The sequence below is a fragment of the Pseudomonas sp. RL_5y_Pfl2_73 genome (assembly GCF_963970515.1).
In the GTDB taxonomy this organism is placed as follows: domain Bacteria; phylum Pseudomonadota; class Gammaproteobacteria; order Pseudomonadales; family Pseudomonadaceae; genus Aquipseudomonas.
On sequence record NZ_CAXAPD010000006.1, the window covers coordinates 36,149 to 62,228 of the forward strand.

General features: G+C 61.0%; 23 protein-coding genes, 1 pseudogene and 1 riboswitch. Of the genes and pseudogenes, 18 read left to right on the top strand and 6 right to left on the bottom strand.

The window, feature by feature from the left end; all coding sequences use genetic code 11:
- The first annotated feature begins 29 nt into the window (after window positions 1–29).
- From msbA to AACY42_RS07635, 7 genes and pseudogenes are all read left to right on the top strand, one after another.
- Window positions 30–1,832: a lipid A export permease/ATP-binding protein MsbA gene (msbA, locus tag AACY42_RS07605; RefSeq protein ID WP_339478302.1), complete on the top strand. Its 1,803-nt coding sequence runs from the start codon at window positions 30–32 to the stop codon at window positions 1,830–1,832.
- A 185-nt stretch (window positions 1,833–2,017) separates the two neighbouring features.
- A pseudogene (locus AACY42_RS07610) lies at window positions 2,018–2,715 on the top strand (sulfotransferase family 2 domain-containing protein).
- On the top strand, window positions 2,708–3,316 hold the full coding sequence (gene cysC / locus AACY42_RS07615) for an adenylyl-sulfate kinase (protein ID WP_339478303.1): 609 nt from the start codon (window positions 2,708–2,710) through the stop codon (window positions 3,314–3,316). Before AACY42_RS07610 ends, cysC begins: the two are co-directional and overlap by 8 nt.
- 100 nt (window positions 3,317–3,416) lie before the next feature.
- On the top strand, window positions 3,417–4,838 hold the full coding sequence (gene hldE / locus AACY42_RS07620) for a bifunctional D-glycero-beta-D-manno-heptose-7-phosphate kinase/D-glycero-beta-D-manno-heptose 1-phosphate adenylyltransferase HldE (RefSeq protein WP_339478304.1): 1,422 nt from the start codon (window positions 3,417–3,419) through the stop codon (window positions 4,836–4,838).
- 103 nt (window positions 4,839–4,941) lie between these two features.
- A complete protein-coding gene (locus AACY42_RS07625) occupies window positions 4,942–5,916 on the top strand; it encodes a glycosyltransferase family protein (protein WP_339478305.1) in 975 nt (324 codons plus the stop codon).
- 5 nt (window positions 5,917–5,921) lie between these two features.
- Complete coding sequence (locus AACY42_RS07630; protein WP_339478306.1) at window positions 5,922–6,626, top strand: hypothetical protein; 705 nt, start codon at window positions 5,922–5,924, stop codon at window positions 6,624–6,626.
- Between the two features lie 72 nt (window positions 6,627–6,698).
- The gene (locus AACY42_RS07635; RefSeq protein WP_339478307.1) at window positions 6,699–7,505 is read left to right on the top strand and encodes a hypothetical protein; all 807 of its coding nucleotides are present in this window, start codon (window positions 6,699–6,701) and stop codon (window positions 7,503–7,505) included.
- Between the two features lie 2 nt (window positions 7,506–7,507).
- Here the strand turns inward: AACY42_RS07635 and AACY42_RS07640 are convergent, their stop codons facing one another.
- The 4 genes from AACY42_RS07640 to AACY42_RS07655 form a co-directional block, all read right to left on the bottom strand.
- Window positions 7,508–8,473, bottom strand: coding sequence for a metal ABC transporter ATPase (locus tag AACY42_RS07640; RefSeq protein WP_339478308.1), 966 nt, complete (start codon window positions 8,471–8,473; stop codon window positions 7,508–7,510).
- Window positions 8,474–8,507: 34 nt separating this feature from the next.
- Entirely contained in the window at window positions 8,508–9,320 is an 813-nt protein-coding gene (locus AACY42_RS07645) for an aldo/keto reductase (protein WP_339478310.1), read from the bottom strand.
- On the bottom strand, window positions 9,317–10,492 hold the full coding sequence (locus tag AACY42_RS07650) for an NAD(P)/FAD-dependent oxidoreductase (RefSeq protein ID WP_339478311.1): 1,176 nt from the start codon (window positions 10,490–10,492) through the stop codon (window positions 9,317–9,319). The genes AACY42_RS07645 and AACY42_RS07650 overlap by 4 nt, the downstream gene beginning before the upstream one ends.
- A gap of 173 nt (window positions 10,493–10,665) precedes the next feature.
- Window positions 10,666–10,998 carry a DMT family transporter gene (locus AACY42_RS07655; protein WP_339478313.1) on the bottom strand — a complete coding sequence of 111 codons (333 nt, stop codon included), beginning with the start codon at window positions 10,996–10,998 and terminating at the stop codon, window positions 10,666–10,668.
- Between the two features lie 103 nt (window positions 10,999–11,101).
- Between AACY42_RS07655 and AACY42_RS07660 the strand changes: the two genes are divergently transcribed.
- Complete coding sequence (locus tag AACY42_RS07660; protein WP_339478314.1) at window positions 11,102–11,992, top strand: LysR family transcriptional regulator; 891 nt, start codon at window positions 11,102–11,104, stop codon at window positions 11,990–11,992.
- A 22-nt stretch (window positions 11,993–12,014) separates the two neighbouring features.
- Window positions 12,015–13,295, top strand: coding sequence for a lipid IV(A) 3-deoxy-D-manno-octulosonic acid transferase (gene waaA / locus AACY42_RS07665; RefSeq protein WP_339478316.1), 1,281 nt, complete (start codon window positions 12,015–12,017; stop codon window positions 13,293–13,295).
- A gap of 118 nt (window positions 13,296–13,413) precedes the next feature.
- Here waaA and AACY42_RS07670 read toward each other — a convergent pair whose 3' ends face one another.
- Complete coding sequence (locus AACY42_RS07670) at window positions 13,414–14,853, bottom strand: TolC family outer membrane protein (protein ID WP_339478318.1); 1,440 nt, start codon at window positions 14,851–14,853, stop codon at window positions 13,414–13,416.
- 173 nt (window positions 14,854–15,026) lie between these two features.
- Window positions 15,027–15,132: riboswitch (TPP riboswitch) on the top strand.
- 174 nt (window positions 15,133–15,306) lie between these two features.
- Here AACY42_RS07670 and thiC point away from each other — a divergent pair.
- Together thiC and cytX are read left to right on the top strand one after the other, a co-directional pair.
- Window positions 15,307–17,196 (top strand): phosphomethylpyrimidine synthase ThiC, encoded by a 1,890-nt coding sequence (thiC, locus tag AACY42_RS07675; RefSeq protein ID WP_339478320.1) that lies wholly within the window; start codon window positions 15,307–15,309, stop codon window positions 17,194–17,196.
- Window positions 17,197–17,280: 84 nt separating this feature from the next.
- On the top strand, window positions 17,281–18,573 hold the full coding sequence (gene cytX / locus AACY42_RS07680; protein ID WP_339478321.1) for a putative hydroxymethylpyrimidine transporter CytX: 1,293 nt from the start codon (window positions 17,281–17,283) through the stop codon (window positions 18,571–18,573).
- Here cytX and AACY42_RS07685 read toward each other — a convergent pair.
- A complete protein-coding gene (locus AACY42_RS07685) occupies window positions 18,542–19,279 on the bottom strand; it encodes a DUF3298 domain-containing protein (protein ID WP_058546502.1) in 738 nt (245 codons plus the stop codon). The genes cytX and AACY42_RS07685 overlap by 32 nt on opposite strands.
- A 214-nt stretch (window positions 19,280–19,493) precedes the next feature.
- On the opposite strand from AACY42_RS07685, the gene AACY42_RS07690 reads away from it, so the two are divergent.
- The 7 genes from AACY42_RS07690 (at window position 19,494) to AACY42_RS07720 (ending at window position 26,074) form a co-directional block, all read left to right on the top strand.
- Complete coding sequence (locus AACY42_RS07690; protein ID WP_339478323.1) at window positions 19,494–20,111, top strand: NUDIX domain-containing protein; 618 nt, start codon at window positions 19,494–19,496, stop codon at window positions 20,109–20,111.
- Window positions 20,102–20,554, top strand: coding sequence for a DUF1249 domain-containing protein (locus tag AACY42_RS07695; protein WP_003186471.1), 453 nt, complete (start codon window positions 20,102–20,104; stop codon window positions 20,552–20,554). The genes AACY42_RS07690 and AACY42_RS07695 overlap by 10 nt, the downstream gene beginning before the upstream one ends.
- Window positions 20,555–20,677: 123 nt before the next feature.
- Window positions 20,678–21,493, top strand: a complete 816-nt coding sequence (cpdA, locus tag AACY42_RS07700; protein ID WP_339478326.1) for a 3',5'-cyclic-AMP phosphodiesterase — start codon at window positions 20,678–20,680, stop codon at window positions 21,491–21,493.
- A gap of 524 nt (window positions 21,494–22,017) precedes the next feature.
- Entirely contained in the window at window positions 22,018–22,626 is a 609-nt protein-coding gene (locus AACY42_RS07705) for a YqiA/YcfP family alpha/beta fold hydrolase (RefSeq protein ID WP_339478328.1), read from the top strand.
- Between the two features lie 42 nt (window positions 22,627–22,668).
- Window positions 22,669–24,573: a DNA topoisomerase IV subunit B gene (parE, locus tag AACY42_RS07710; RefSeq protein WP_339478329.1), complete on the top strand. Its 1,905-nt coding sequence runs from the start codon at window positions 22,669–22,671 to the stop codon at window positions 24,571–24,573.
- On the top strand, window positions 24,573–25,559 hold the full coding sequence (locus AACY42_RS07715; RefSeq protein ID WP_339478330.1) for an esterase-like activity of phytase family protein: 987 nt from the start codon (window positions 24,573–24,575) through the stop codon (window positions 25,557–25,559). The genes parE and AACY42_RS07715 overlap by 1 nt, the downstream gene beginning before the upstream one ends.
- Complete coding sequence (locus tag AACY42_RS07720; protein WP_339478332.1) at window positions 25,556–26,074, top strand: retropepsin-like aspartic protease family protein; 519 nt, start codon at window positions 25,556–25,558, stop codon at window positions 26,072–26,074. Before AACY42_RS07715 ends, AACY42_RS07720 begins: the two co-directional genes overlap by 4 nt.
- Window positions 26,075–26,080: the final 6 nt, after the last annotated feature.

The window sequence follows — 26,080 nt, forward strand, 5'->3', positions numbered from 1 at the left end:
CAGCCTCCTTTTATCGATATTCGCGTGATATGGCCGACTCCAGTCTTCCCGCAAGCCCTTCGAGCTTGAAAATCTATTTCCGCCTGCTTGGCTACGTGAAGCCCTATATCGGCTTGTTCGGGCTCAGTATCGTCGGGTTCCTGATTTTCGCGTCCACCCAGCCGATGCTTGGGTACATCCTCAAGTATTTCGTCGACGGTCTCTCCAATCCGAGCGCGGTGCTGTTTCCGACGGTCCCTTACCTGCGCGACCTGCAGTTACTACAGGCCGTGCCGCTGCTGATCATAGTCATTGCTGCCTGGCAGGGATTGGGATCGTATCTGGGCAATTATTTCCTGGCCAAGGTCTCGCTGGGGCTGGTACATGACTTACGGGTGCAGTTGTTCAACAACCTGCTGACCCTGCCCAACCGCTATTTCGACAAACACAACTCGGGTCACCTGATTTCCCGTATCACGTTTAACGTGACCATGGTGACGGGGGCGGCAACGGATGCGATCAAGGTCGTTATCCGTGAAGGCATGACCGTGATCTTCCTGTTCGCTTCACTGTTGTTCATGAACTGGCGCCTGACCCTGGTGATGGTGGCGATCCTGCCTTTGATTGCGCTCATGGTCCGTACCGCGAGCAAGAAGTTTCGCAAGCAGAGCAAGAAAATCCAGGTCGCGATGGGGGATGTGACCCATGTCGCCTCTGAAACCATCCAGAGTTATCGTGTCGTGCGCAGTTTCGGTGGCGAGGTCTACGAGCAGAAACGCTTCCTCCAGGCCAGCCAGGGCAATACCGACAAGCAGTTGCGCATGACCCGTACCGGTGCTATCTACACGCCGGTGTTGCAACTGGTGATTTACAGCGCCATGGCTGTGTTGATGTTCCTCGTCTTGTATTTGCGTGGAGATGCTTCGGCGGGCGACATGGTGGCCTACATTACCTTGGCCGGTCTGCTGCCCAAGCCGATTCGCCAGCTGTCGGAAGTCAGTTCCACCATCCAGAAAGGGGTGGCGGGGGCCGAAAGCATCTTTGAGCAGTTGGATGTCAAGCCGGAAACCGATACCGGTACCATCGAGCGTGATGCTGTCAGCGGGCGGCTGGATGTGCGCCATCTGAGCTTCACCTATCCGGACACCGACCGGCAGGTACTGAACGACATCAGCTTCTCTGTCGAGCCTGGGCAGATGGTTGCCTTGGTGGGGCGTTCGGGCAGCGGTAAATCGACCCTGGCTAACCTGATCCCGCGTTTCTACCACCATGACGAAGGCGAGATATTGCTCGATGGTGTTGAAATCGAACAGTACAAGCTATTGAATCTGCGCCGCCATATCGCTCAGGTGACCCAGCATGTAACGCTGTTCAGCGACACGGTGGCCAACAACATCGCATATGGCGATCTGGTCGGTGCGCCGCGAGTCGATATCGAGAAAGCGGCTCAAGACGCCTATGCCATGGACTTCATCAGGCAGCTGCCTCAAGGCCTGGACACCCAGGTGGGGGAAAACGGCGTGCTGCTTTCCGGCGGTCAACGCCAACGCCTGGCCATTGCCAGGGCCCTGTTGAAAAACGCCCCGTTGTTGATTCTAGACGAGGCGACTTCCGCACTGGATACCGAGTCCGAACGGCACATCCAGGCTGCTCTGGACCAGGTGATGAAAGGCCGTACGACCCTGGTGATAGCCCACCGTCTTTCGACCATTGAAAAAGCCGACTTGATCCTTGTGATGGATCAGGGGCGCATTGTCGAGCGCGGGACTCATGGGGAACTCCTGGCGCAGAACGGTTATTACGCGCGCCTGAATGCCATGGGGCTGGACGCTCCGGCCCAGGGTATCGCCTGAATACAAGTGAAACCTGGGGGGGCTGGGCAGGCTCAGCTCCCCAAAGGCATTTGTACCAAGGTCGATACCCGTATTGAGCAACCCACAATAACTCTGCGACTCGCGCTTGGTAAGGTTCTGGCCACAGGACTTTCCTGAACGAACGTCAGTGATCCAGGGAGCCATCCCTTCGCGCGGGTACTGCAATGCTGCACCGTTATCTCTGGAAGCTGTTGCCCAAGTCGCAACGCTCCTTCCTGTTGGGGCGCCTGTCGATCGACAGGTGGTCAACAAATCGATATCCGCCAACTGCCAATTCCCCGAGGCTTTCGCCCAGCGCGCCTGTTTGTTCATCCATGTGCCCAAATGCGCCGGCAGCAGTGTTGGCGTGGGTATGTTCGATGGCTTCAGTCCCGGGCACCTGCCGCTGTATTGGTATGAGCAGCAATTTCCGAAGCAGTATTCAGCCAGTTTCAAATTTGCTTTTGTCCGCGATCCGCTGGAGCGTGCGTATTCGGCCTATGCTTTTCTGCGGGGCAATAAATTGGGCGCGCGCGATCACGCGGCGCAGAAACGGGTGAGCCAATACCGCGACTTCGATGACTTCGTCTTCCGTTGGCTGCATCCAGAGAACATCGCACGGCAAATGCATTTCGCCGCCCAGACGGACTTTCTCACTGATTTCCTCGGCCACCTGGCGATGGACTTCATCGGTTGTCAGGAGTATCTGGAGCGCGATTATCGGCGGGTATGCGAACATCTGGGTCTGCACGCGGCGTTGCCCCATGTGAATTTCTCCCTGCCGCGTGCTTAGGTGCCGGTGCGGGAAATCTGTTCGGTGCGTACTCGTCGGTGGGTGCGACGGGTGTATCAACGTGACTACGAGATGCTCGGTTATGAATGAGACGTCAAAGGTATCGATGCAACACGCGCAGATTCTCCCTTATGCGCCGGCGCTCACGCCCCAGGACCGGGCTGCCATCAAGGCCCAGCGACCACGTTGCATCTGGCTGACCGGGCTGTCGGGGGCCGGCAAGTCGACGCTGGCCAATGCCTTGGAGGTGCAACTCAACCAGCAAGGCTTGCATACGGCCCTGCTCGACGGCGACAACTTGCGCCAGGGGTTGTGCCGAGGCCTGGGAATGGATGCCGAAGCCCGCAAGGAAAATATCCGACGCATTGCCGAAGTCGCGCGCTTGATGGTCGATGCCGGTCTGATCGTCATCGTTGCGGCCATCTCACCGTTTCGCGCCGATCGGGAAGCGGCCCGACAATTATTCCCCGAGGGGGCCTTTGCCGAGGTGTATGTCAGCACGCCTTTTGACGTCTGCGCCCTGCGTGATCCCAAGGGGTTGTACCGTGAAGCCCTCGCCGGGCGGATCAAGAACTTCACCGGGCTCGACAGCCCTTACGAGGCGCCGTTTGCACCGGACTGCGAGATCAATACCTGCGAAGTGGAGCTGGCCCAGGCCTGTGAACGCCTGTCGACGCTGCTGAAAAGCTAATTGAAGACGCCCTCCAGCATCCCGTTGCAGCCATGGACGAGCCTTGCGCCAAGCCTGTGCTAATATCCCCGCCCTGTTCATTTTGTATGTGGGATGCTCCATGAAGTTGTCCATGCCGCGATTCGATCAAGCCCCTGTATTGGTGGTCGGCGATGTCATGCTCGACCGCTACTGGCATGGCGGTACCTCACGGATTTCCCCTGAGGCGCCGGTGCCGGTGGTCAAGGTCGAGCACATCGAGGATCGTCCCGGTGGTGCCGCCAACGTTGCCCTGAACATCGCCGCCCTCGGTGCGCCGGCTTCCCTGGTGGGGGTGACCGGCGACGACGAGGCTGCCGACAGCCTGACCAACAGCCTCAAGGGCGCGGGGGTGCGGGCAATATTCCAGCGCATTGCGCACCAGCCGACCATCGTCAAGCTGCGGGTCATGAGCCGTCACCAGCAGTTGCTGCGAATCGATTTCGAAGAACCGTTCGCCACTGATCCCCTGGCCCTTGGTGCCGAGGTTGATCACCTGCTCGAAGGCATCAAGGTGCTGGTGTTGTCGGACTACGGCAAAGGTGCGTTGAAAAACCACCAGATGCTGATCCAGGCTGCTCGTGCCCGTGGCATTCCGGTCGTGGCCGACCCCAAGGGCAAGGATTTTTCCATCTACCGTGGTGCGAGCCTGATCACGCCGAACCTCAGCGAGTTTGAAACCATCGTCGGCGGTTGCGTCGATGAGCACGACTTGGTGAGTAAAGGCGCACAGCTGATGCAAGACCTCGAACTCGGTGCCTTGCTGGTGACCCGAGGCGAGCATGGCATGACGCTGCTGCGCCCCGACCACCCAGCGTTGCACCTGCCGGCCCGTGCCCGGGAAGTGTTCGACGTGACGGGGGCTGGCGACACCGTGATTTCCACCTTGGCCGCGGCGATCGCTGCCGGCGAGGAATTGCCCCATGCGGTCGCCCTGGCGAACCTGGCGGCAGGCATTGTCGTCGGCAAGCTCGGCACGGCGGCTATCAGCGCCCCCGAGCTGCGCCGCGCCATCCAGCGCGAGGAAGGCTCCGAGCGAGGTGTGCTGGGCCTGGAACAACTGCTGTTGGCCGTTGACGACGCCCGTGCCCACAACGAAAGAATCGTGTTCACCAACGGTTGCTTCGACATTTTGCACGCCGGCCACGTGACCTACCTTGAGCAGGCCAGGGCCCAAGGCGATCGTCTGATCGTCGCGGTCAACGACGATGCATCCGTGAGCCGTCTCAAAGGGCCGGGGCGCCCGATCAACAGCGTTGACCGGCGCATGGCGGTCCTGGCCGGCCTGGGCGCGGTGGACTGGGTAATCGGCTTTAGTGAAGGCACGCCGGAAAACCTGCTGCGCCAAGTCAAGCCGGATGTGCTGGTCAAGGGCGGGGACTACGGGATTGATCAGGTCGTGGGGGCGGACATAGTCACGGCCTACGGCGGTACCGTGAAGGTGTTGGGGCTGGTGGAAAACAGCTCGACGACGGCGATTGTCGAAAAAATTCGCAGCCGTTGAAGGGACCATTTTGTATTTCGGGGAAGACCTTGTGGCCAGTGTTGCCTTTGCGGGCTGAGCTTGCTCGTGGCCCTGCTTGTTTCGTTTCGTGGTTAATTAACTTATGAAAGTCATGCTTCTGGTTATGGATGAACAGCGTGTGATCCTTGATCGACTGTATGAAGTCGTGCGAGAGAGTTGCGACGACTGCACAATCTATCGCTTGAGTAAGCCGCAGCAAATGAAACTTGGCAAGTTCCTGGCTTCGGTCAATTATGAAAATTTCGACCGGGTGGTGATTTTTTCGCGGGTCAAACGCCTGGTCCGCCAATTGAGCGTATTGAAGTGTATTCCGGGGCTGATTTTCCTTGAACACGACGCTTATCAGAACTACATGCGCGAAAGTAAATACAAAGGTGTCTACTCGCGCCTATACCGCCGCTTACCCAGTTGCCGGGCCTTGGTGTCAGGGGCTGTGGTGGCTCGCCGGATGCAAGCCGAGAACATTGATGCAGTGTTCGTCTCCAAAGGTTATGACGAACAGATGCTGCGCAATACAGGCAGTGTCCGTGATATTCCCATTGGGTTTCTCGGTAGTCTCAAGAGCACTGAGTATGCTCAACGCAAAGCGCTGCTTGAATCCCTGGTACAACGCACTGGCATGCTGGTGACGCGCACCCAATCGGGTCGCGAGTACCTGGAAACACTCAATCGCATCAAGATATTTGTCAGCGCCGACCTGGGAATGGGGGAGTTCATGATCAAGAACTTCGAGGCCATGGCCTGCGGTTGCGTGTTATTGGCCTGGAGTCAGGGCGAGGAAGATCGATTGCTGGGCTTTGAGGACATGGAAAACACCGTTTTCTATCGTTCTGAGGACGAGGCCGTGCAGAAGCTCGAACTGTTGCAGCGCGATCCGGAACTGGCCGCGCGGATCGCCCGCAATGGCCAAGCCTTCGCCGAGAGCCGCTATTCTTTTGCGCGTGTCGGGCAGGTCCTGGCCGAGGAAATCCAGCGTGAAATGCGCCCCTGGCAAGCCCCTTCGGTATTCACTCGCAAATGGGTCAAGCTGTGTTATGGCATGAAGGTGCCGGGGTAAACCACATGGCAGATCGTGTACCTCAAATCAGTGATGAAATGACGCTCGATAGATTGCCGGGCGGTCATCAATCGTTGGTAGAGGCGTTGCCCCAGGCGTTGAAGGACTGCTTGGGAAGGGCATCGCGGGTGGTGCTTGTGGCGAATAATCCAGCGATCACTGCGGCCGATTTCCAGGGCCTTGATATCGGCAGTGACGACGTGGTCGTGACCTTCAATACCTGTGTGAAGTCGGCACTGCTCAGCCCGCGCAGCGTTAATCTGTTCGTCCACGGCTTTAATGCCCCCGACGCCTATTTCTTCGGCCTGCCTTACAACGCCGAGGTGCAGCGATTGTTCGACCAACCCGATGCACGCTGCTTCACAATGTTGGTGGGATGCACCGGGGATATGTCGCCACTGCCGGGCGTGGCCTTGTTTTGGGAGCGCATTCCATTACCACCTTTGTGGAACTACCCGGTCAACCGGGAGGGCGGCAAGCGCTATGTCGGTCCTTCGACGGGCTTCAATGCGCTGGTGCTGCTCGATTGGTTGCGCGGTCATGCCGGTTATACCTACCAAATCATGACCTTGGGTTTTTCCAACGAGGCGGGAAAGTTCTGGAGCGGGCACGCTTGGGATTATGAGCGGCAGTGGCTGCTCAAGGCCGATGTGAGTGTTGTGCCGTTGCAACGCTTCCGTTGGTGGCAAAGGTGGTTTCGTCGCCCTTGAGCCGCATTGGCAAGTTGTGCCATTTGATGCGATGCCACCGGGCAATTCTTTTTTACGACAAGGGCGGGACGCGTGCTGAAAGTTGCTCTGGCTTTTTTTGGTATTCCGAGAAATTCGGAAATCTGTTTTCCCTCTATTCAAGATAACGTCCTGGCACAGATTCCTGCCGGGAGCGAAGTACAGTGTTTTTTTCATCTGTACAAAATCGACGAAATCCGCAATCCACGCTCGGGGGAGCAGGGTGAGCTGAAAGCGGACAACTATGCGCCGTTCAGCACCATGACCGGTCACCTCGACTCTACCGAGGGGGTCTTGGAGCGCTGGGACTTCGAACGGGTCAAATCCTTGGGCGATACCTGGGGAGATGAGCATGCGTCGCTCAGAAACCTGATCTACCAGCTCAATTCCCTGAATGCCGTGACGGCCATGATGGAACCGTTTGATCCGGATTTCGTCGTGTTTGTACGTCCTGACAATTTCTACCACACAGCGCTTCCGGCGTATGTGTTTGCTCACCCTGATGCACGCAGATTGAATGCCTACATCCCGGACTGGCAATGGTGGGGGGGCTTGAACGACCGTTTCGCTATTTGCGGGCGTGATGCCTACCGAGCCTATGGCAAGCGTATCGAGCGTATTTTCGATTTTTGCGAGGCAACGGGCAGGCAACTGCATTCCGAGCGGCTGCTCAAATACGCATTGCAAGGAGCACAGGTGAAGGTTTGCACCCTGCCGACTACGGCGTCACGGGTACGAATCGATGGCGCCTTCGCCGAAGAATCGTTCTCGCCCAAGCGTGGCATGGGTAAGCGCGAGAATCGCTATTTTCATCTGTTTGCCCGGTGGCGAACCTATCTGGATAAGCGGCGTTCCAGCTGACGTTATTTGTGTAGTGTCCCGCGAACCATGCGCATCAGGCCAATGGCCTTTTTGTGCAAGCTGGTCAGGCCTTGGCGACGAGGTTTGTGCACTTCCAAGCCTTGTTTCACGAGCCAGTCCTTCCAGCGGATGCGTTCGTCGCGAACCACCCAGCCCTCTTGGCTGGCGAAGCTTTCGGCCAGGTGCAGACCTCGGGTACTGGCCGCAACCAACTGATCACGTTTAAGCGTATAGAGCTCACCAATCGGCTTGCCATCTTCAAGCGGCATCAGGTACAGATCAGGCCGTTTGCGATCCAGGCGCGCGACCAACTGGTCGCCTTCCAGACGCTCATCGACGTGAAACAGGCTCAGGGACTTGGCCTCCTTGGGCACATCCAGGCGCAAGTCGTAGATCAATTGCAGCGATGCCGTCGGCAGGTGCACGTAGGCCCGTGGCCGCTCGATCAGTTGCAGGTTGGCGCTACGCACCGGGCGGGCCGAGCCCGACAGTGGCGTCAGCCGAAACGGCAAGGCTTCGCGGTAATGCAGCGCCGTGGCGTAGGGGGCCGGCAGCCAGGTGTCGTTGAAACGCCCGCCAAGCCAGCCTTCCGGGGTTTCCAGCAGGCATTCTTCGGCAATTTCGCTGATGGCGGTGAGCAGCGGCAGATTCAGTTCGTGGGCCGGGACGTAGCCGGAAATCAGTTTGAGCACCACATCGCCGCGATCCTGTCGCCGTTGGCGTACCAGCACCCAATAGTCACGGTTCTGCCAATGCAGGGTCAGCCGCACCGAGACGCCCAGGTTTGCCAGCTCCAGGGAAAAGCGCTCGGTATCGGCCACAGCTACAGGGCGGCGGCGCTGCAAGGTCTGGGCGAAATTCAGCGGCATCCCGACGCTCTGGTACGTCAGGCCTTCGGGTGTCGCTTCGACGAACAGGGGCAGGGTCTTGAAGTTACTCGGATTCTTTCTGATGAGCGTACGCGGCATGTCGGCTCCTTCCTTAAGGCCGCGTAGGGCGGCGTCAGTTTTTACGCAGGACCTTGGCTACGGTCGCGACGTTATGGGCGAGGTGCAGCGGATTGATGGTGCCGACAATAGCACTGGCGACCCCAGGATGCTCAAACAACAGTTCGAAGCTGGCGCGAACCGGGTCTACCCCGGGGCTCAGGCAGACGTGGCCGCTGGCCAGGGCTTTCTTCACCAGGATCGCTTTGCCATGCTCGCTGGCGTAGTCAATGACAGCCTTTTCGTTTCGTTCGTTCAGATTGTAGGTGACCATCGCACAATCGCCTTGCTCCAAGGCTTTCAAGCCGCCGTCGACGGTTTTGCCGGAAAACCCGAAGCCGCCGATCTTGCCCTCGTGCTTGAGCGCCGCCAGGGTCGGGTAGACCTCGCTGTCGTTGAGGATCGCCAGGTCGTTGCCATCCGAATGTACCAGCACCAGGTCGATATAGTCGGTTTCCAGGCGCTTGAGGCTGCGTTCCACCGAGAATCGGGTATGGGCGGCACTGAAGTCGTGGTGCGACTGGCCGTCGCTGAACTCTTCGCCGACCTTGCTGACAATCACCCAGTCCTGGCGTTGGCCACGTAGCAGCGGGCCGAGGCGCTCTTCGCTACGGCCATAGGCCGGCGCGGTGTCGATCAGGTTGATGCCCAGCTCGCGCGCCAGTTTGAGCAACATGCGCGCTTCGTCGTCATCGGGGATCTGAAAGCCGTTGGGGTATTTGACGCCTTGGTCGCGACCGAGCTTCACAGTGCCCAGGCCCAGGGGGGAGACCCGCGGGCCGTCATGGCCCAGGGGGCGATAGAGGTCATGCAGGGTCGGTTGGCTCATGGCAGCAGTTGCTCCCAGGCAGGGACGCCCATCGGCGGCTTTGGCAGGTCCGGCAGTGGGGCCGGGTGGCTTGGCTGGATGCCCTCGCGTTGCAGGGCATTGACCACCCGATCGGCGAAGTCCGGGGCCAGGGCCAGTTTGGTCGGCCAGCCCACCAGCAGGCGATCCTGCTCGGCGAGGAAGGCGTTGTCCGGGCGGGTCAGGCCCGACTGCAACGGTTCGGCGCGGTCAACGCGCAGCGTGGCCCATTGCGCGGTGCTCAGGTCAACCCAAGGCAACAATTGGCCGAGTTCTTTCTGGGCGGCGGCGATCTGGGCGGCAGGCTCGCGGGTCACGCCATCGCCTTCGGCCAGATCGCCACCCAGGTACCAGACCCATTGGCCATCGGCCGCCGGATGGGTGGTCACGGTGACGCGCGGCTTCGGTCCGCCACCCAGGCAGTGGGCATAGAGCGGCTTGAGGCTGGGGCCCTTGACCAGGACCATGTGCAATGGTCGGCGCTGCATGGCTGGCTGGTCCAGGCCCAAGGCGTTGAGCAGGTCGGCGGTGCCACCCCCGGCGCTGAGGACAATGCGTTGCGCGCGAATTTCGCGGCCATCGACCTTAAGTCCGATCAGCTCGCCCCCTTCGCGCAGCGGTTCGATGTGTTGCCCTGCCAGCAAGCTGTCACCGGCCAGTTCCGCCAGGCGCGCGATCACGCTCGGCACGTCCACCACCAGCTCGGCCAGGCGATAGACCTTGCCCTTGAAGCGCTTGTCTTGCAGGGCCGGCGGCAACTGGTCGCCCTTGACCTGATCGACCCGCCCGCGTACGGCCTTGCTGGCAAAGAAACTGGTGATGTTGCCGGCCAGGGTGCCGGGGGACCAGAGGTAATGGGCATCGGACAGCATGCGCACGCCGGACAGGTCTAGCTCACCTTCACCTTTCAGGGCTTCGCGCCAGCGACGCGGCATGTCGGCAATGGCTTCCGAGGCGCCGGTCAAGGCGCCGTGCAAGGCGTACTTGGCGCCGCCATGGATGATGCCCTGGGATTTGACACTCTGTCCGCCGCCGAGGCTGGCGCTTTCCACCAGCACGGTCGAAAAACCCTGGCGCCGAAGGCGTGCATTCAGCCAGAGACCGGCGACGCCTGCGCCGACAATCAGAATGTCGGTGGAAATAACGGATGGCATGAGCGACCTCAGTGTTCAAGACGAGGGCGCAGTATACAGACTCGATGCAGAGGGAATTTGTTGGCGATCAACCTGTGGGAGCAAAGCGTGCTCGCGATACAGACGCCTCGGTTTGGCAGATACCGTGCGGATTTCATCGCGGGCAAGCCTTGATCCCACGCATCCTTGCTCTTTTAGTGTCCGGCGGTCTTGGAAAAGAGTTGGATCACGACAACCCCAAAAACAATCAACGCCATCCCCAACATCGCCGGCACGTCCAGTTTCTGCCCATAGATGAACAACGCCGCGACACTGACCATGACGATCCCCAGTCCGGCCCAGACCGCATAAGCCACGCCCACCGGTACGGTGCGCACCACCAGCGTCAGCATCCAGAACGCAGTGCCGTAGCCGACGATGACCAGCAGCAAAGGCAAAGGTGTGCTCAAGCCCTTGATCGCCTTCATCGAAACGGTGGCGATCACTTCGGCGCAGATGGCGATGGCCAGGTAGTAGTAGGCGTTCATGGGCGGTTCCTCTTCGACGGTTGCGTCTTTCGATGGGGCTATTCTAGAGCTCGTCCAAATGCGGTAAAGTCATTACCTATCTGTATTTGAGATAGGTTGAGCCATGAACGAGCAGTGGAACCTGGAGCAATTGCGGCTGTTTGTCGGGGTCGCCGAGAAACGTTCGTTTTCGGCCGTGGCCCGGGATCAGCGTAAGGCCCAATCGGCTATCAGCAGTGCGATTGCGTTGCTGGAGACGGATTTGGGCGTGAGCCTGTTCGAGCGCAGCAGCGGCCGTCAGCCCAGGCTCACCGACGCTGGCCAAGCCTTGCTCGAAGAGGCCAAGGAAGTGCTGCGTCAGTGCGAGCGCCTCAATGGCCGGGCCCTGGCCCTGATGCGCGGGCAGGAAGCGTCTCTGCGCCTGGCCCAGGACGAGGCCATGCCCTATCAACCGGTCATCGACAGCCTGGCGGCCCTGGCGGAGCAATTCCCCGCCCTCGAGGTGCAACTGGCCAGCGCTGCCCAAGGCGATGTGGCGCGCAAACTGGTGGAGCGCCGCGCCGACCTCGGGTTGTTGTTCTATCACGACCAGATCCCCGAGGCGCTGGAGCGCCGGGTGCTGGGCAGCGTCGAGATGGTCACGGTGTGCGGCAGGGGCCACCCCTTGGCGAACCACGCGTATGTGACCTGTCGGGAAATGGCCCGGCACCGCCAGTTGTTGATGGCGACCCAGTCCAGCGTCTACCCCGGCAGCGAGCAGGCCAGCCCCCAGGTCTGGCGGGCTGACAGCTTCTACGTGTTGGCCGAGTGGCTGAGGAGTGGCCTGGGCTGGGCCTGGCTGCCTCGGCATGTGGTGCAATACCCGGCGTACCTGGGCGACATGGTCGAGCTCAGCAGCGAATGGACTCCGCCGGCCCTGGTGGTGGAACTGGTCTGGCGCCGCGATGAACCCCTGGGCCCGGCCGCGTGTTGGCTGGCGGAACGTTTTGCCGTGCAGTTGCAGGCGATTGGCTGAAAAACCGATAAACTCCGCCGCCATGAACAGAACTCTCTATAGCGCGTTGTTTTACCTGGGGCTGCCACTGGTAGCGATTCGGCTGTGGTTGCGGGCCCGCAAGGCGCCGGCTTATGCCCGGCGCATTGGCGAACGGTTCTCCTGGGGGCTGCCGGTCATGGTGCCGGGGGGCATCTGGGTTCACGCCGTGTCGGTGGGCGAGAGCATCGCCGCCGCGCCCATGATCCGCGCCTTGCTGCAACGTTATCCAGAGCTGCCGATCACCGTCACGTGCATGACGCCCACCGGTTCGGAGCGGATCCGGGCGTTGTTCGCCAGCGAGTCGCGCATCCAGCATTGCTATTTGCCTTACGACTTGCCCTGCGCCGCCAAGCATTTTCTTGACCGGGTCCGGCCGTCCCTGGCGGTGATCATGGAAACCGAGCTGTGGCCCAACCACATTCACCAATGCGCCAAACGCGGCATTCCCGTGGCCCTGGCCAACGCGCGGTTGTCGGAGCGTTCGGCGCGGGGCTATGGGCGCTTTCCCAAGCTCACCCGGCCCATGCTCGCCGAGATGAGTTTGTTTGCCGTGCAGACCGAAGCCGAAGCCGAGCGTTTTCGCCAGTTGGGCGCCCGGGCGGAAACCGTCGAAGTCACCGGTTCCATCAAGTTCGACCTGACCATCGCCCCGCAACTGCTCGAAGACGCCAGCGCCTTGCGCCGTCAGTGGCAGGCAACCGAGCGTCCGGTGTGGATCGCCGCCAGTACCCACGAGGGCGAGGACGAAGTGGTATTGGCCGCCCACCGTCGGCTGCTCGACAGTTATCCCGATGCGTTGCTGATCCTGGTGCCGCGTCATCCCGAGCGCTTTGACTCAGTGCACCAACTGTGTGAAAGCGAAGGGTTGGTCACGGTTCGGCGCTCCAGCGGGCAGCCCGTGACAGCGCAGGCTTCGGTGTTGCTCGGTGACACCATGGGCGAACTGCTGTTTCTCTACGCGTTGGCCGACAGCGCGTTTGTCGGTGGCAGTCTGGTGCCCAATGGTGGGCACAACCTGCTCGAGCCGGCGGCGCTGGCGAAACCGGTGCTCAGCGGGCCGCACCTGTTCAACTTCCTCGAGATCGCCGCGCAACTGCGCGACGCCGGTGCGCTGGCGGAAGTGGACGATGCCGAAAGCCTGGCCCTGGCGGTACAGCGCCTGTTCGAATTGCCCCGCGATGCCCAGCACATGGCCGAGGCGGGGCTTGCGGTGATGCGCGGCAACCAGGGCGCGTTGCAGCGGTTGCTGGACGGGTTGGGGCGGTTGCTCGCCAGGCGCTAATCGCTGGCCTGGCTCGTAGGCGCTGCCGAAGGCGGCGATCTTTTGATCTTTCACTTGGGATTCAAGTGTCTGGGGGAAGATCGCAGCCTCGTTGCACTCGACAGCTCCTACACCGCTCCTACTGCGCCGGCCGCGAGCGCAATTGCTCCGCTGCCGCCTGGGCCAGGTCCGGCGGCAGGAAGTCGCGGTCGGGGTTGTAGTCGGGCTTGAGGTAGCGCGACAGGTCCTGCAAGTCCGCTGGGCTCAACGTCCCGGCCGCCTGCTTGAGACGCAGGTTGTCGAGGATGTAGTCGTAGCGGGCGTTGTTGTAGTTGCGCACCGAGGTGTACAGCTGGCGCTGGGCATCGAGCACATCGACGATGTTGCGGGTGCCCACCTGGTAGCCGATTTCCGTGGCGTCCACCGCGCTCTGGTTGGAGATGATCGATTGGCGCCGGGCCTGGACCTGCTCCACGTCAGTGTTCACTGCACGGTGCAGGTTACGGGTGTTCTCCACCACTTGCCGGCGCAGGGCTTCGCGCTGCTGTTCGGTCTGGGTGAGTTGCGAGTAGGACTCACGCACTTGGGAGCTGGTCAGCCCGCCTCTGTAGATCGGGATGCTCAGTTGCAGGCCGATGGTGCGTTGCTCGGCATCGCCGCCATAACGCTGGCCGGTGGGGTTCGGATTGGTGAAACCAAGGCCGTCGTTATCGCCTTTTCTGTACTGGGCTATCGCATCGAGGGTCGGCGCATGGCCGGCCTTGCGTTGGCGCAGGGTGTCCTCGGCGGCATCGACGGCGTAGTTGCTGGCCAGCAAGTTCAGGTTCTGCTTGGCCGCCGTGTCGACCCAGGCTTTGGCATCGTTCGGCGTCGGCGGCAGGATCGGCAGGGTATGGACGATGCCCTGGAGCGAGTTGTACTGGCGGTTGGTCAGGGTGATCAAGGCTTCGAAGGCGTCGTCGACCTGGCGCTGGGCGAGGATCCGGTTGGCCCGTGCGGTGTCGTAGCTGGCCTGGGATTGCAGCACATCGGTCTTGTCCGACAGGCCCACGTCAAAACGTTCGTTGGACTGGTCGAGCTGGCGCTTGAACGCGGCTTCCTCCGCCTTGGTCGAGGCCAGGTTGTCCTGGCTGCGCAGCACGTTGAAGTAGCTCTCGGCGCTTTGCAGGATCATGTTCTGTTCGGTGGCTGACAGTTGCAGCGACGCTTGTTCGTCGACGGACTTTGCCGCCTGGAACTGGAACCAGCGGTCGGCGCGGAAAATCGGCTGGGACAGCGTCGCCTGGTAAACCGTGGAACTTCGGTTGGAGGTCATCGCCGGCTGGTCAAGCTCGGTGCGGGTGTTGTTCAGGTCGGCGCCAGCTGAAAGGTTGGGCAACAATCCGGCGCGAGCCTGGGGCACCACTTCCTTCTGGGCGCCGTACTGGGCGCGGGCAGCGGCCAGGTCAGCGTTGTTATCCACCGCTTCCTGATACACGCTCACCAGATCGGTTTTAGTGGTCAGTGGCGCTTCGGCAGCCCATGCCATTGCGTTGGACGCACAAGACACGGCAAGTGCCAGTGAAAGTTTGCGCAGCATGAGGCTATCCCTGGTTCATAAAATGAGAATTCACAAATGAGAGTGCGCAATTAAGAAGCGCGGCGTAGCGAGTGTAGTTGTGCGAAGGCGCGGCAACAATCCTGTATAGGCGCCATTCATCACGCCTTTTGCCCAGGCGATGGCGTTCTATCGCGGTTATGTCTAGACTGGCCGGGTTCTTGTCGGGGTGCCTTGCTATGAGGCTGAGATCGAATAATTTCGGATCCCGTTGAACCTGATCAGGTTAGCGCCTGCGTAGGGAACAAGATTTCTCGTCACCCGGCGAGTCCTCTTGTGCTTCGTCCGGGATGTTGTTCGACCATCGACTTTCGATTTTCGAGCACGCTCGAGCAGCAAGCACAGCATCCGCACAGTCGTGCAGGGTGCGTCCATTCGTTACAGGTTCGCTCCGACAAAAATCCACTGCCTGGATGTGTGTCTGGAGAGCCCGTGATGACGACAAAATCAAAAAACGCGACCAACCTCAGTGAATCGGCCCAAGTCGATCAACAATCGGTACAGCCCTTTACCCGCTCGCAAAAAATCTATGTCCAGGGCACCCGCCCGGATATCCGCGTGCCCATGCGCGAAATCAGCCTCGACGTGACCCCCACCGACTTCGGCGGCGAAATCAACGCGCCGGTCGTGGTGTACGACACCTCGGGCCCCTACACCGACCCGAGCGTGATCATCGACGTGCGCAAAGGCCTGGCCGACGTGCGCTCGCCATGGATCGAAGCCCGTGGTGACACCGAGCGTCTTGCCGGCCTGAGCTCCAACTTCGGCCAGGAACGCCTGGCCGACCCTGAGCTGACCAAACTGCGCTTTGCCCACGTGAACAACCCGCGTCGCGCCAAGCCGGGTGCCAACGTCAGCCAGATGCACTATGCGCGCAAAGGCATCATCACCGCCGAGATGGAATACGTCGCCATCCGCGAAAACATGAAGCTGGAAGTCGCCCGCGCCGCTGGCCTGCTGGACCAGCAACACGCCGGCCACAGCTTCGGCGCCAGTGTGCCGAAAGTCATCACCCCGGAATTCGTGCGTGACGAAATCGCCCGTGGTCGCGCGATCATCCCGGCCAACATCAACCACACCGAACTGGAACCGATGATCATCGGCCGTAACTTCCTGGTGAAGATCAACGGCAACATCGGCAACAGTGCGTTGGGTTCGTCCATCGAAGAAGAAGTGGCGAAGCTGACTTGGGGTATTCGCTGGGGCTCGGACACGGTCATGGACCTGTCCACCGGCAAGCACATCCATGAAACCCGTGAGTGGATCATCCGCAACTCGCCAGTGCCGATTGGCACCGTGCCGATCTACCAGGCCCTGGAAAAAGTCGGCGGCGCGGCCGAAGACCTGACCTGGGAGCTGTTCCGCGACACGCTGATCGAACAAGCCGAGCAGGGCGTCGATTACTTCACCATCCACGCCGGCGTGTTGCTGCGCTATGTGCCGATGACCGCCAAGCGCGTCACCGGTATCGTCAGCCGTGGCGGTTCGATCATGGCCAAGTGGTGCCTGGCGCACCACAAAGAGAACTTCCTCTACACCCACTTCGAAGACATCTGCGAAATCATGAAGGCCTACGACGTCAGCTTCTCGCTGGGCGATGGCCTGCGTCCGGGCTCGATTGCCGACGCCAACGACGAAGCGCAGTTTGGTGAGCTGGAAACCCTGGGCGAGCTGACCAAGATCGCCTGGAAGCACGACGTGCAATGCATGATCGAAGGCCCCGGCCACGTGCCGATGCAACTGATCAAAGAGAACATGGACAAGCAGCTCGAGTGCTGCGACGAGGCGCCGTTCTACACCCTCGGCCCGCTGACCACCGACATTGCGCCAGGTTACGACCACATCACCTCCGGCATCGGTGCGGCGATGATCGGCTGGTTTGGTTGCGCCATGCTCTGCTACGTCACGCCGAAGGAACACCTCGGCTTGCCGAACAAGGATGACGTGAAGACCGGGATCATCACCTACAAGATCGCCGCGCACGCAGCCGACCTTGCCAAGGGCCACCCGGGTGCGCAGATCCGCGACAACGCTTTGAGCAAGGCGCGCTTCGAGTTCCGTTGGGAAGACCAGTTCAACCTCGGCCTGGACCCGGACACCGCCCGCTCGTACCACGACGAAACCCTGCCGAAGGACTCGGCCAAGGTGGCGCATTTCTGCTCGATGTGCGGGCCGAAATTCTGCTCGATGAAAATCACCCAGGAAGTGCGCGAGTACGCGGCCAACCAACGCATCGAGGCGGTGGACGTCGACGTTGCCCAGGGCTTGGCGGAGCAGGCTGAGCGATTCAAGAAGGAAGGTAGTCAGCTTTACAAGAAAGTCTGATTTGAGCTGGGGGCGGTGGTGATCTTACTGCCGCCTTCGCGAGCAATCATCAGAACAACAAATATCCCTCTGAGATAACCCCCCTTGAACATCCAACCCGGCACCTACTCTCCAGACACCGCCGTCCCCCTGGACAAGCGCGTCTTCGGCGCTCGCGATCTGTTTTCCCTGTGGTTCTCCCTGGGCATCGGCCTGATGGTCTTGCAGGTCGGTGCCTTGCTCGCGCCGGGCCTGGGCTTGAGTGGCTCGTTGCTGGCGATTTTCCTTGGCACGCTGGTGGGCGTCCTGCTGCTGGCGGCCGTCGGCGTGATCGGCAGCGACACCGGCCTGTCGGCCATGGCTGCCCTCAAGCTCAGCCTCGGCGGCAAGGGCGCGAGCGTGCCGGCGGTATTGAACCTGTTGCAGCTGATCGGCTGGGGCTCGTTCGAAATCATCGTCATGCGTGACGCCGCCAGCCTGCTCGGTGCCCGGGCTTTCAGCGAAGGCAGCCTGGGCTCCAATCCACTGTTGTGGACCCTGTTTTTCGGCGCCCTGGCGACCCTGCTCGCGGTCAGCGGACCGTTGACGTTCGTGCGTAAGGTCCTGCGCAAGTGGGGCATCTGGTTGCTGCTGGCGGCTTGTATCTGGTTGACCTGGAACCTGTTCGCCAAGGCCGACCTGGCAGCGCTGTGGGCTCAGGCGGGCGACGGCTCGATGTCGCTGGCGGTGGGGTTTGATATCGCCATTGCGATGCCGCTGTCGTGGCTGCCGCTGATCGCTGACTACTCACGTTTCGGCAAGCGCGCCAAAAATGTGTTTGGCGGCACCGCATTGGGGTTTTTCATCGGTAACGTCTGGCTGATGAGCCTGGGCGTGGCCTACACCTTGGCGTTCGCGCCGAGCGGTGAAGTCAACGCGTTGCTACTGGCCTTGGCTGGCGCCGGGTTGGGCATTCCGCTGCTGCTGATTCTGCTGGATGAGTCGGAAAACGCCTTCGCCGACATTCACTCGGCGGCGGTCTCCAGTGGCATGTTGTCGGGGCTGAAAGTCGAACACCTGGCCTTGGCGATAGGCGTGCTCTGCACCGTGATCGCCTGCTTCGCGCCGCTGGCGCAATACCAGAACTTTCTGTTGCTGATCGGCTCAGTGTTCGCGCCGCTGTTCGGCGTGGTGCTGGTGGACCACTTCATCCTGCGCAAGCGCAGCAGCCAAGTGGTGTCAGCGGCGTTACGCTGGCCGGCCCTGTTGGCCTGGTTGGGTGGGGTGAGCACTTATCACTTGCTGGCCAACTTCTATCCGGACATCGGCGCAACCCTGCCGTCGCTGATCCTGGCAGGGTTACTGCAACTGCTGCTGGGCCGGGCTTTCAGCTACGGCCAGGGAACAGCTCGGGCTTGAGGATGCCATTGAGGCGTGGGTAAGCGATCTTCAATTCGATGTGGCCCAGGGCGTACGGCGCAATGGTGCTCACTTCGTACTTGAGGATCACCCCGCCATAGGTCAGCGCCACGTGTGGGGTTTTCTGGAAGGACCACTGTTTCAGGAATTCGGGTTCCTGATCCAGCTTGGTGCTGATCAGCCAACTGTTGTGGGCGACCTGGGCCGCTTTCCAGAAGGCTTCTTCCTGGCCCGGCAGCAGCATGTCCGACAGCGTCAGCACCTTGTGTTGCTGGCGCGAATAGTTGATGAAGCCGCGACCCGGTGTGCCGTGGGCGCCGCCGGTGTCCAGGTAGCTGGACAATTCGATGATCACCAGGCCGTCATGTTGCTCACGTACCTTGGCCTGCAAATAGCTGCTGTTGCGGGGGGCGGCACTGCGCAGGAACTGCTCGCGATAGGCGGCAAGCGTCGGCGCCACCGGGGTGGTACGGGTCATTTGCAGCAGGCGTTTTTCGACGATGCCGTCCAGGGCAGGCTCGGTGGGAAAGTGCAGGGTATCGATGTTCACCAGCGGGCAGTCGGCACTGGCGCAACCTGGTTGCAGTTGTTCCGACGCATCGCGGGTGGTTTCCAGCGGTGCGCGGTAATTGGGTTGGAACAGGCTTTGGCAAGCGCCCAGGGTCAGGGCAATGGCGGCCACGGAGGCAGTTTTGAAAAGCGACATGGGCGTCCTTCATGGAACAGGGAAAGGCGAAAAGTTACCCGCTTCGACTGCCAGCAGGACAATCAGTTCGCCACTAAGCTCATTAGAGTTCTTTCACCTTCTGCCGTCCATCCCGATGAGTGGAAAGGGGCTGCATCAAAGGGTACGGGCGCGTTAGGATGGCGCGAAGCCGAGGTTGGAACCTCGTATTGATCCATTGCACACGAGGATTGTCATGACCGATTTCGCCAACGCCACACCAAACGCCGTGCAGATCGTCAAGCGCGAGAGCTGCTTCCAGGGGTTCTACAAGCTCGACCGCGTGCACCTGCGCCATGAGTTGTTTGCCGGTGGCATGAGCCGCGAAATCAGCCGTGAATTGTTCGTGCGTCATGACGCGGTGTGTGTGCTGCCTTACGACCCGCAGCGCGATGAAGTGGTGTTGATCGAGCAGTTTCGCGTCGGCGCCATGGGCAAGGTCGCCAACCCTTGGCTGGTGGAATTGGTGGCCGGCCTGATCGACAAGGACGAACAACCGGAAGAAGTTGCTCATCGTGAAGCGCAGGAGGAAGCTGGGCTTGCCTTCGCTGCGCTTTGGCCGATGACCAAGTATTTTCCATCTCCGGGCGGCAGCGATGAATTCGTTCATTTGTACCTGGGACGTTGCGACAGCACGGGGGCGGGCGGGCTGCATGGCCTGGCGGAAGAGGCGGAAGATATCCGCGTCAAAGTCTGGTCTTTCGACGATGCCCTGCAAGCTGTGCGCGACGGACAAATCTGCAATGCACCGAGCATCATCGCCCTGCAATGGCTGGCCTTGAATCGCGAGGAAGTGAGGGGGCTATGGTCCTGAACAAGCTGCGCGATCGCTATCGCGTCGATCTGGTGGGGTTGCAGGCCGCCTGCGAGGCCAACTACGCTCGCCTGATGCGCTTGTTGCCGGACATGCGCAACGATCCGGCGCCGCGGCGTATCGCCGTGACCCATGGCGACCAGATGCTGGGCGTGTTGGCCCTGGAAGTGCTGCAGACCTGCCCCTACACCACCACGCTGCAAGTGCGTCAGGAGCACAGCCTGCCCTGGCTGCCGGTGCCGCAGTTGGAGGTCCAGGTCTATCACGATGCACGCATGGCCGAAGTCGTCAGCGCCGAACATGCACGACGCTTTCGCGGCATCTATCCTTACCCCAATGCGTCAATGCACCAGCCGGACGAAAAGGCCCAGTTGAACCTGTTCCTGGGCGAGTGGCTGAGTCATTGCCTGGCGCTGGGCCACGAGTTCGAAGTCGTTCGGTAGTTGTCTTTCAAATACTGGACGCTGGTTGTGAACCGGTTCCGGTTCGCGGGTTTCCCCTTTCGATCTTCCCCAGCATAATTGCGGCTTCATCCAACGGTGCGAGTGCGCCTGGGAGAGAGCGATTTGCCGAGCGTATCCAGCTTGACCACTGCCGATGCGGCGTTGCTGGTCCAATTGTCTGACAGCCATTTGTTCGCCGAGGCCGATGCCTCGTTGCTGGGCATGAATACCCGTGACAGTTTGCGGGCGGTCATTGATTTGGTGCTCAAGCAGCAGCCGGACATCGATCTGATGCTCGCCACTGGGGACCTGTCCCAGGACGGTACGCTGGAGTCCTACGCGGCGTTTCGGCAGTTGACTGCGCGAATCGATGCGCCGGCGCGGTGGATTCCGGGTAACCATGATGAGCCGCAGGTGATGCTTGAGGCGGCGGTCAAGAGCACGTTGCTCGATCCGGTGGTGGACATTGGCAACTGGCGCGTGACGATGCTCGACTCTGCCGTGCCCGGATCGGTGCCGGGGTTTTTGGCCGAGGAGCAGTTGATTCTGTTGGCCAATGCCTTGAGTGACGCACCGGAGCGGCATCACTTGGTGTGCCTGCATCATCATCCTGTGTCGATTGGGTGTGTGTGGATGGAGCCGATTGGGTTGCGTAATCCTGAGGCGCTGTTTGCGGTGGTGGATCGCTTTCCCCAGGTGCGGGCGGTGCTCTGGGGGCATGTGCATCAGGAGATTGACCAGGTGCGCGAGGGGGTTCGTTTGTTGGCTTCGCCTTCGACTTGTATTCAGTTTGAGCCGGGGAGTGAGGATTTTGCGGTGGGCTCGCAGGCGCCTGGGTATCGGTGGTTGCGGTTGTTGCCGGATGGGCGGTTGGAGACGGGGGTTGAGCGGGTGGTTGGGTTTGCGTTTACCCCGGACTATGGCTCCAACGGGTACTGAGTTCGATCCTGTTTATTGTGGGAGCGAGCCTGCTCGCGAAGGCTTGATTGAGTACATATCCATTTCTGCGGTAACGGCTGCTTAGGGTTCCGCCCTGACGGCGGCTCACTTTTTTTCAAACGCCAAAAAAAGTAAGCAAAAAAGGCTTGCCCCACCACTCGGTGCCTCGCCTAGGCTCGGTGCCGAGTGGTGGGGCAGGAGCGTTTTGGTTACTTTTGACTGGGCCGGCTTCCGGGCTTTTCAAAAGTGACCCGCCGTCAGGGCGGAACCCTAAGTGGCCGTTACCGCAGCAATGGATATGTACTCAGTCAAGCCGCCATCGCGAGCAGGCTCGCTCCCACAGTTTGATCGAAGTACAACAGGGAGTACCAGGTCGGACACCAGGCCGCCATCGCGAGCAAGCTTTGCTCCCACAGCCGCTGTGATCGACGGGTCATAGGAGGCAACAACACGGTCAAATCCCCCCCAATCACCGCAATCTCCCTGTAAACTCCGGCCTTTGCCCAACACCCAGGGAGTCGGCAATGTCGGGTTCGATCCTTTATATCCATGGCTTCAACAGCGCCCCAGCGTCGACCAAGGCCTGTCAGTTGACGCAAGTGATGACACGCCTGGGCCTGGGCGACCAGTTGCAGGTGCCTGCCTTGCATCACCACCCCCGCCAGGCCATCGGTCAGTTGGAGCAGGCGATTACAGAACTGGGGCGCCCGCTGCTGGTCGGCAGCTCGCTCGGCGGCTACTATGCGACTCACTTGGCCGAGCGCCACGGCCTCAAGGCCCTGTTGGTCAACCCTGCCGTCAGCCCGCATCGGATGTTCGACGGGTACCTGGGCACGCAGAAAAATTTGTACACCGACGAAACCTGGGAGTTGACCCACGACCACGTCACGGCCCTGGCCGAACTGCAAGTGCCGGCACCCCGGGATCCGCAACGGTTTCAGGTATGGTTGCAAACCGGTGACGAAACGCTGGATTATCGCCTCGCCCAGCAGTATTACCGCGCCTGTGCCTTGCGCATCCAGGCCGGCGGCGACCACAGTTTCCAAGGGTTTACCCAGCAGTTGCCGGCGCTGTTGAGTTTTGCCGGCATTGGCGCCGATTTGTACCAGGCGATCGACTTCACGTCGCTGTGAGCCCATCGCCCCTTTTTCATTGAACACTGACGACGAGACCCCATGGCCACTCCCAGCGCTAGCTCTTATAACGCAGACGCCATCGAAGTCCTCTCGGGCCTCGACCCGGTGCGCAAACGCCCCGGCATGTACACCGACACCAGTCGGCCGAACCATCTCGCCCAGGAAGTCATCGACAACAGTGTCGACGAAGCCTTGGCCGGGCACGCCCGTTCGGTGCAGGTCATCCTGCACGCCGATCACTCGCTGGAAGTCAGCGATGATGGCCGCGGCATGCCGGTGGACATTCACCCTGAAGAAGGCGTGTCGGGCGTCGAGTTGATCCTCACCAAGCTCCACGCCGGCGGCAAGTTTTCCAACAAGAACTACCAGTTCTCCGGCGGCCTGCACGGGGTGGGTATTTCCGTGGTCAACGCCTTGTCGACCCAGGTGCGGGTGCGGGTCAAGCGTGACGGCAACGAATACCAGATGACCTTCGCCGACGGCTACAAGGCCACCGAGCTGGAAGTGGTCGGCACCGTCGGCAAGCGCAACACCGGGACCAGCGTGTATTTCGCCCCGGACCCGAAGTATTTCGACTCACCGAAGTTTTCCGTCAGCCGCCTCAAGCATGTGCTCAAGGCCAAGGCCGTGTTGTGCCCGGGACTGCTGGTCAGTTTCGAAGACAAGGCCACCGGCGAGAAAGTCGAATGGCATTACGAAGACGGCCTGCGCTCTTACCTGGTGGATGCGGTCAACGGTTTCGAGCGCCTGCCCGACGAGCCGTTCTGCGGCAGTCTGGCCGGTAACAAGGAAGCCGTGGACTGGGCACTGCTGTGGCTGCCCGAAGGTGGCGAAAGCGTCCAGGAAAGTTACGTCAACCTGATCCCTACGGCTCAGGGCGGCACCCACGTCAACGGCTTGCGTCAAGGCTTGCTCGATGCGATGCGTGAGTTCTGCGAGTTCCGCAACCTGTTGCCCCGTGGCGTGAAGCTGGCGCCGGAAGACGTCTGGGAACGCATCGCTTTCGTCTTGTCGATGAAGATGCAGGAACCGCAGTTCTCCGGCCAGACCAAGGAGCGCCTGTCGTCCCGCGAAGCGGCGGCGTTTGTCTCCGGGGTGGTCAAAGACGCGTTCAGCCTATGGCTCAACGCCAACCCTGAAACCGGTTTGGCCCTGGCCGAGCTGGCGATCAACAACGCTGGCCGTCGTCTCAAGGCCAGCAAGAAGGTCGAGCGCAAGCGCATTACCCAAGGGCCGGCATTGCCGGGCAAGCTCGCCGATTGCGCCGGGCAGGACCCGATGCGTTCCGAGCTGTTCCTGGTGGAAGGTGACTCCGCCGGCGGCTCGGCCAAGCAGGCGCGGGACAAGGAGTTCCAGGCGATCCTGCCACTGCGGGGCAAGATCCTCAACACCTGGGAAGTGGACGGCAGCGAAGTGCTGGCCAGCCAGGAAGTGCATAACATCGCCGTGGCCATCGGTGTCGATCCGGGCGCCGAGGACATGAGCCAGCTGCGCTACGGCAAGATCTGCATCCTCGCCGACGCCGACTCCGACGGCCTGCACATCGCCACGTTGCTCTGCGCTTTGTTCGTCCAGCATTTCCGCCCGCTGGTGGACGCCGGCCACGTCTATGTGGCGATGCCGCCGCTGTACCGCATCGACCTGGGCAAGGAGATCTACTACGCCCTGGACGAAGCCGAGCGCGACGGCATTCTGGATCGCCTGGTGGCCGAGAAGAAGCGCGGCAAGCCGCAGGTCACTCGATTCAAAGGCCTGGGCGAGATGAACCCGCCGCAACTGCGTGAAACCACGATGGACCCGAACACCCGCCGTCTGGTGCAGTTGACCTTGGATGATTTCGAAGCGACGTCGGAGATGATGGACATGTTGCTGGCGAAGAAACGCGCCGGCGATCGCAAGTCCTGGCTCGAATCCAAAGGGGACCTGGCCGAGGTGTTGGCCTGATGCGCAACGGTTTCGCCCTGGCGTTGTTGCTGTGGGCGGGGGGGGTGGTCGCAGGGCCTGCGCCGGAACTGAAGTTGCTGTCCGAGCATGTCGTCGATGGCATGCGCGGCGGCAATCTGTCCGGGCTGGCGCTGTGCGGCGACGAAATGTGGACGGTATCCGATCGCGACGATGATCGGCTCTATCGCCTCGCGCCCTCCGAGGCGCCTCTCTGGCAAGCCGAAGTGGTTGACATCGAGGTGCCTGAGGTGCCGGACAGTGGTTTGCCCTGGGGCTTGAACGCACGGACTTGGGCGGCCTCGTTCCTGCGCGGTGGCGAGCTGGATTTCGAAGGCATCAGCTGCGACAGCGCTGGCAATCGCTACGTGGTCAGCGAGTCCCATGCCGCCGTGTTGCAGGTGCCGCCGACGGAGCCGGCGTCCTGGTTGAGAATTGCACCAACCATGATCCGCCAGGCCCGCGCCAGTGGCATGTTGCTGCATTTCAATGCGTTGTTCGAAGGCTTGGCGGTCAACCCTGCCGGTGACCAACTGTGGTTGGCGGCCGAACGTGAGCGTCGCGGCCTGTTGCTGATCAAGCGCCAGCAAACGGTCTGGGACTGCGACGGTAGCTGCGTGCTGCTGAGCGAAGCAGGACTGGAGATGCAACCGGCGCAATTCCCCAAGGCCGAGGCGGTTTCACGGGATTTTGCTGACCTGTCATTGTTCAACGGCAAGCTGTTTACCCTGGAACGCAACGCCTTTCAGATCTGTCGACGTGACCTGCAGACCGCCCAAGTGGAGCGGTGCTGGTCGTTCGCCGCCGAGGCGTTGCAGGACAGTCGGCGTTACGCCCAGGATTATGGGCTGGCCGAAGCGCTGGTCGTAGACGCCGAGGGCGCCTGGATCGGCCTGGACAATAACGACGGTGCTCGCGCCGACGGCGAAACCCGGCCGATCATCTGGCGCTTCGCCGCGCCGGACGGTGGTTGGAGCGCCTCGCCATGAGTCAGCCGCCGGGCAAGCGTGCTGGCCGGGTGTTGATGATATTGGCCTGGTGCGCGGCGCTGTTCCTGGCAACGCGGTTTTTTGCCCAATGGGAACAGCGCCAGCAAAACCCCAATGCCCAGGTGTATTCGCAAAGACGCGAAGGGTTTATCGAGGTGAAGTTGGTCGGCAACAGGCAGGGACATTTTGTCGCCAGCGGCCAGATCAACGGCCAGCCGGTGGATTTCATGCTCGACACCGGCGCCACCGACGTGGCGATTCCGGTGGAGTTGGCCGAGCGCCTCAAGCTGGAAAAAGGTTTCGGCGTGACGTTGAGCACTGCCAACGGTTTGAGCGAGGGCTATCGCACCCGCATCGACCGGCTGCAATTGGGTGACATCGTATTGCGCGATGTCCGTGCCCTGGTGGCGCCCGGCCTGGGTGGCACGCAAGTGCTGCTGGGTATGAGCGCCCTGAACAAACTTGAATTTACCCAGCGCGACGGCACCATGCTGCTGCGCCAGACAACGAACTGATGAGGC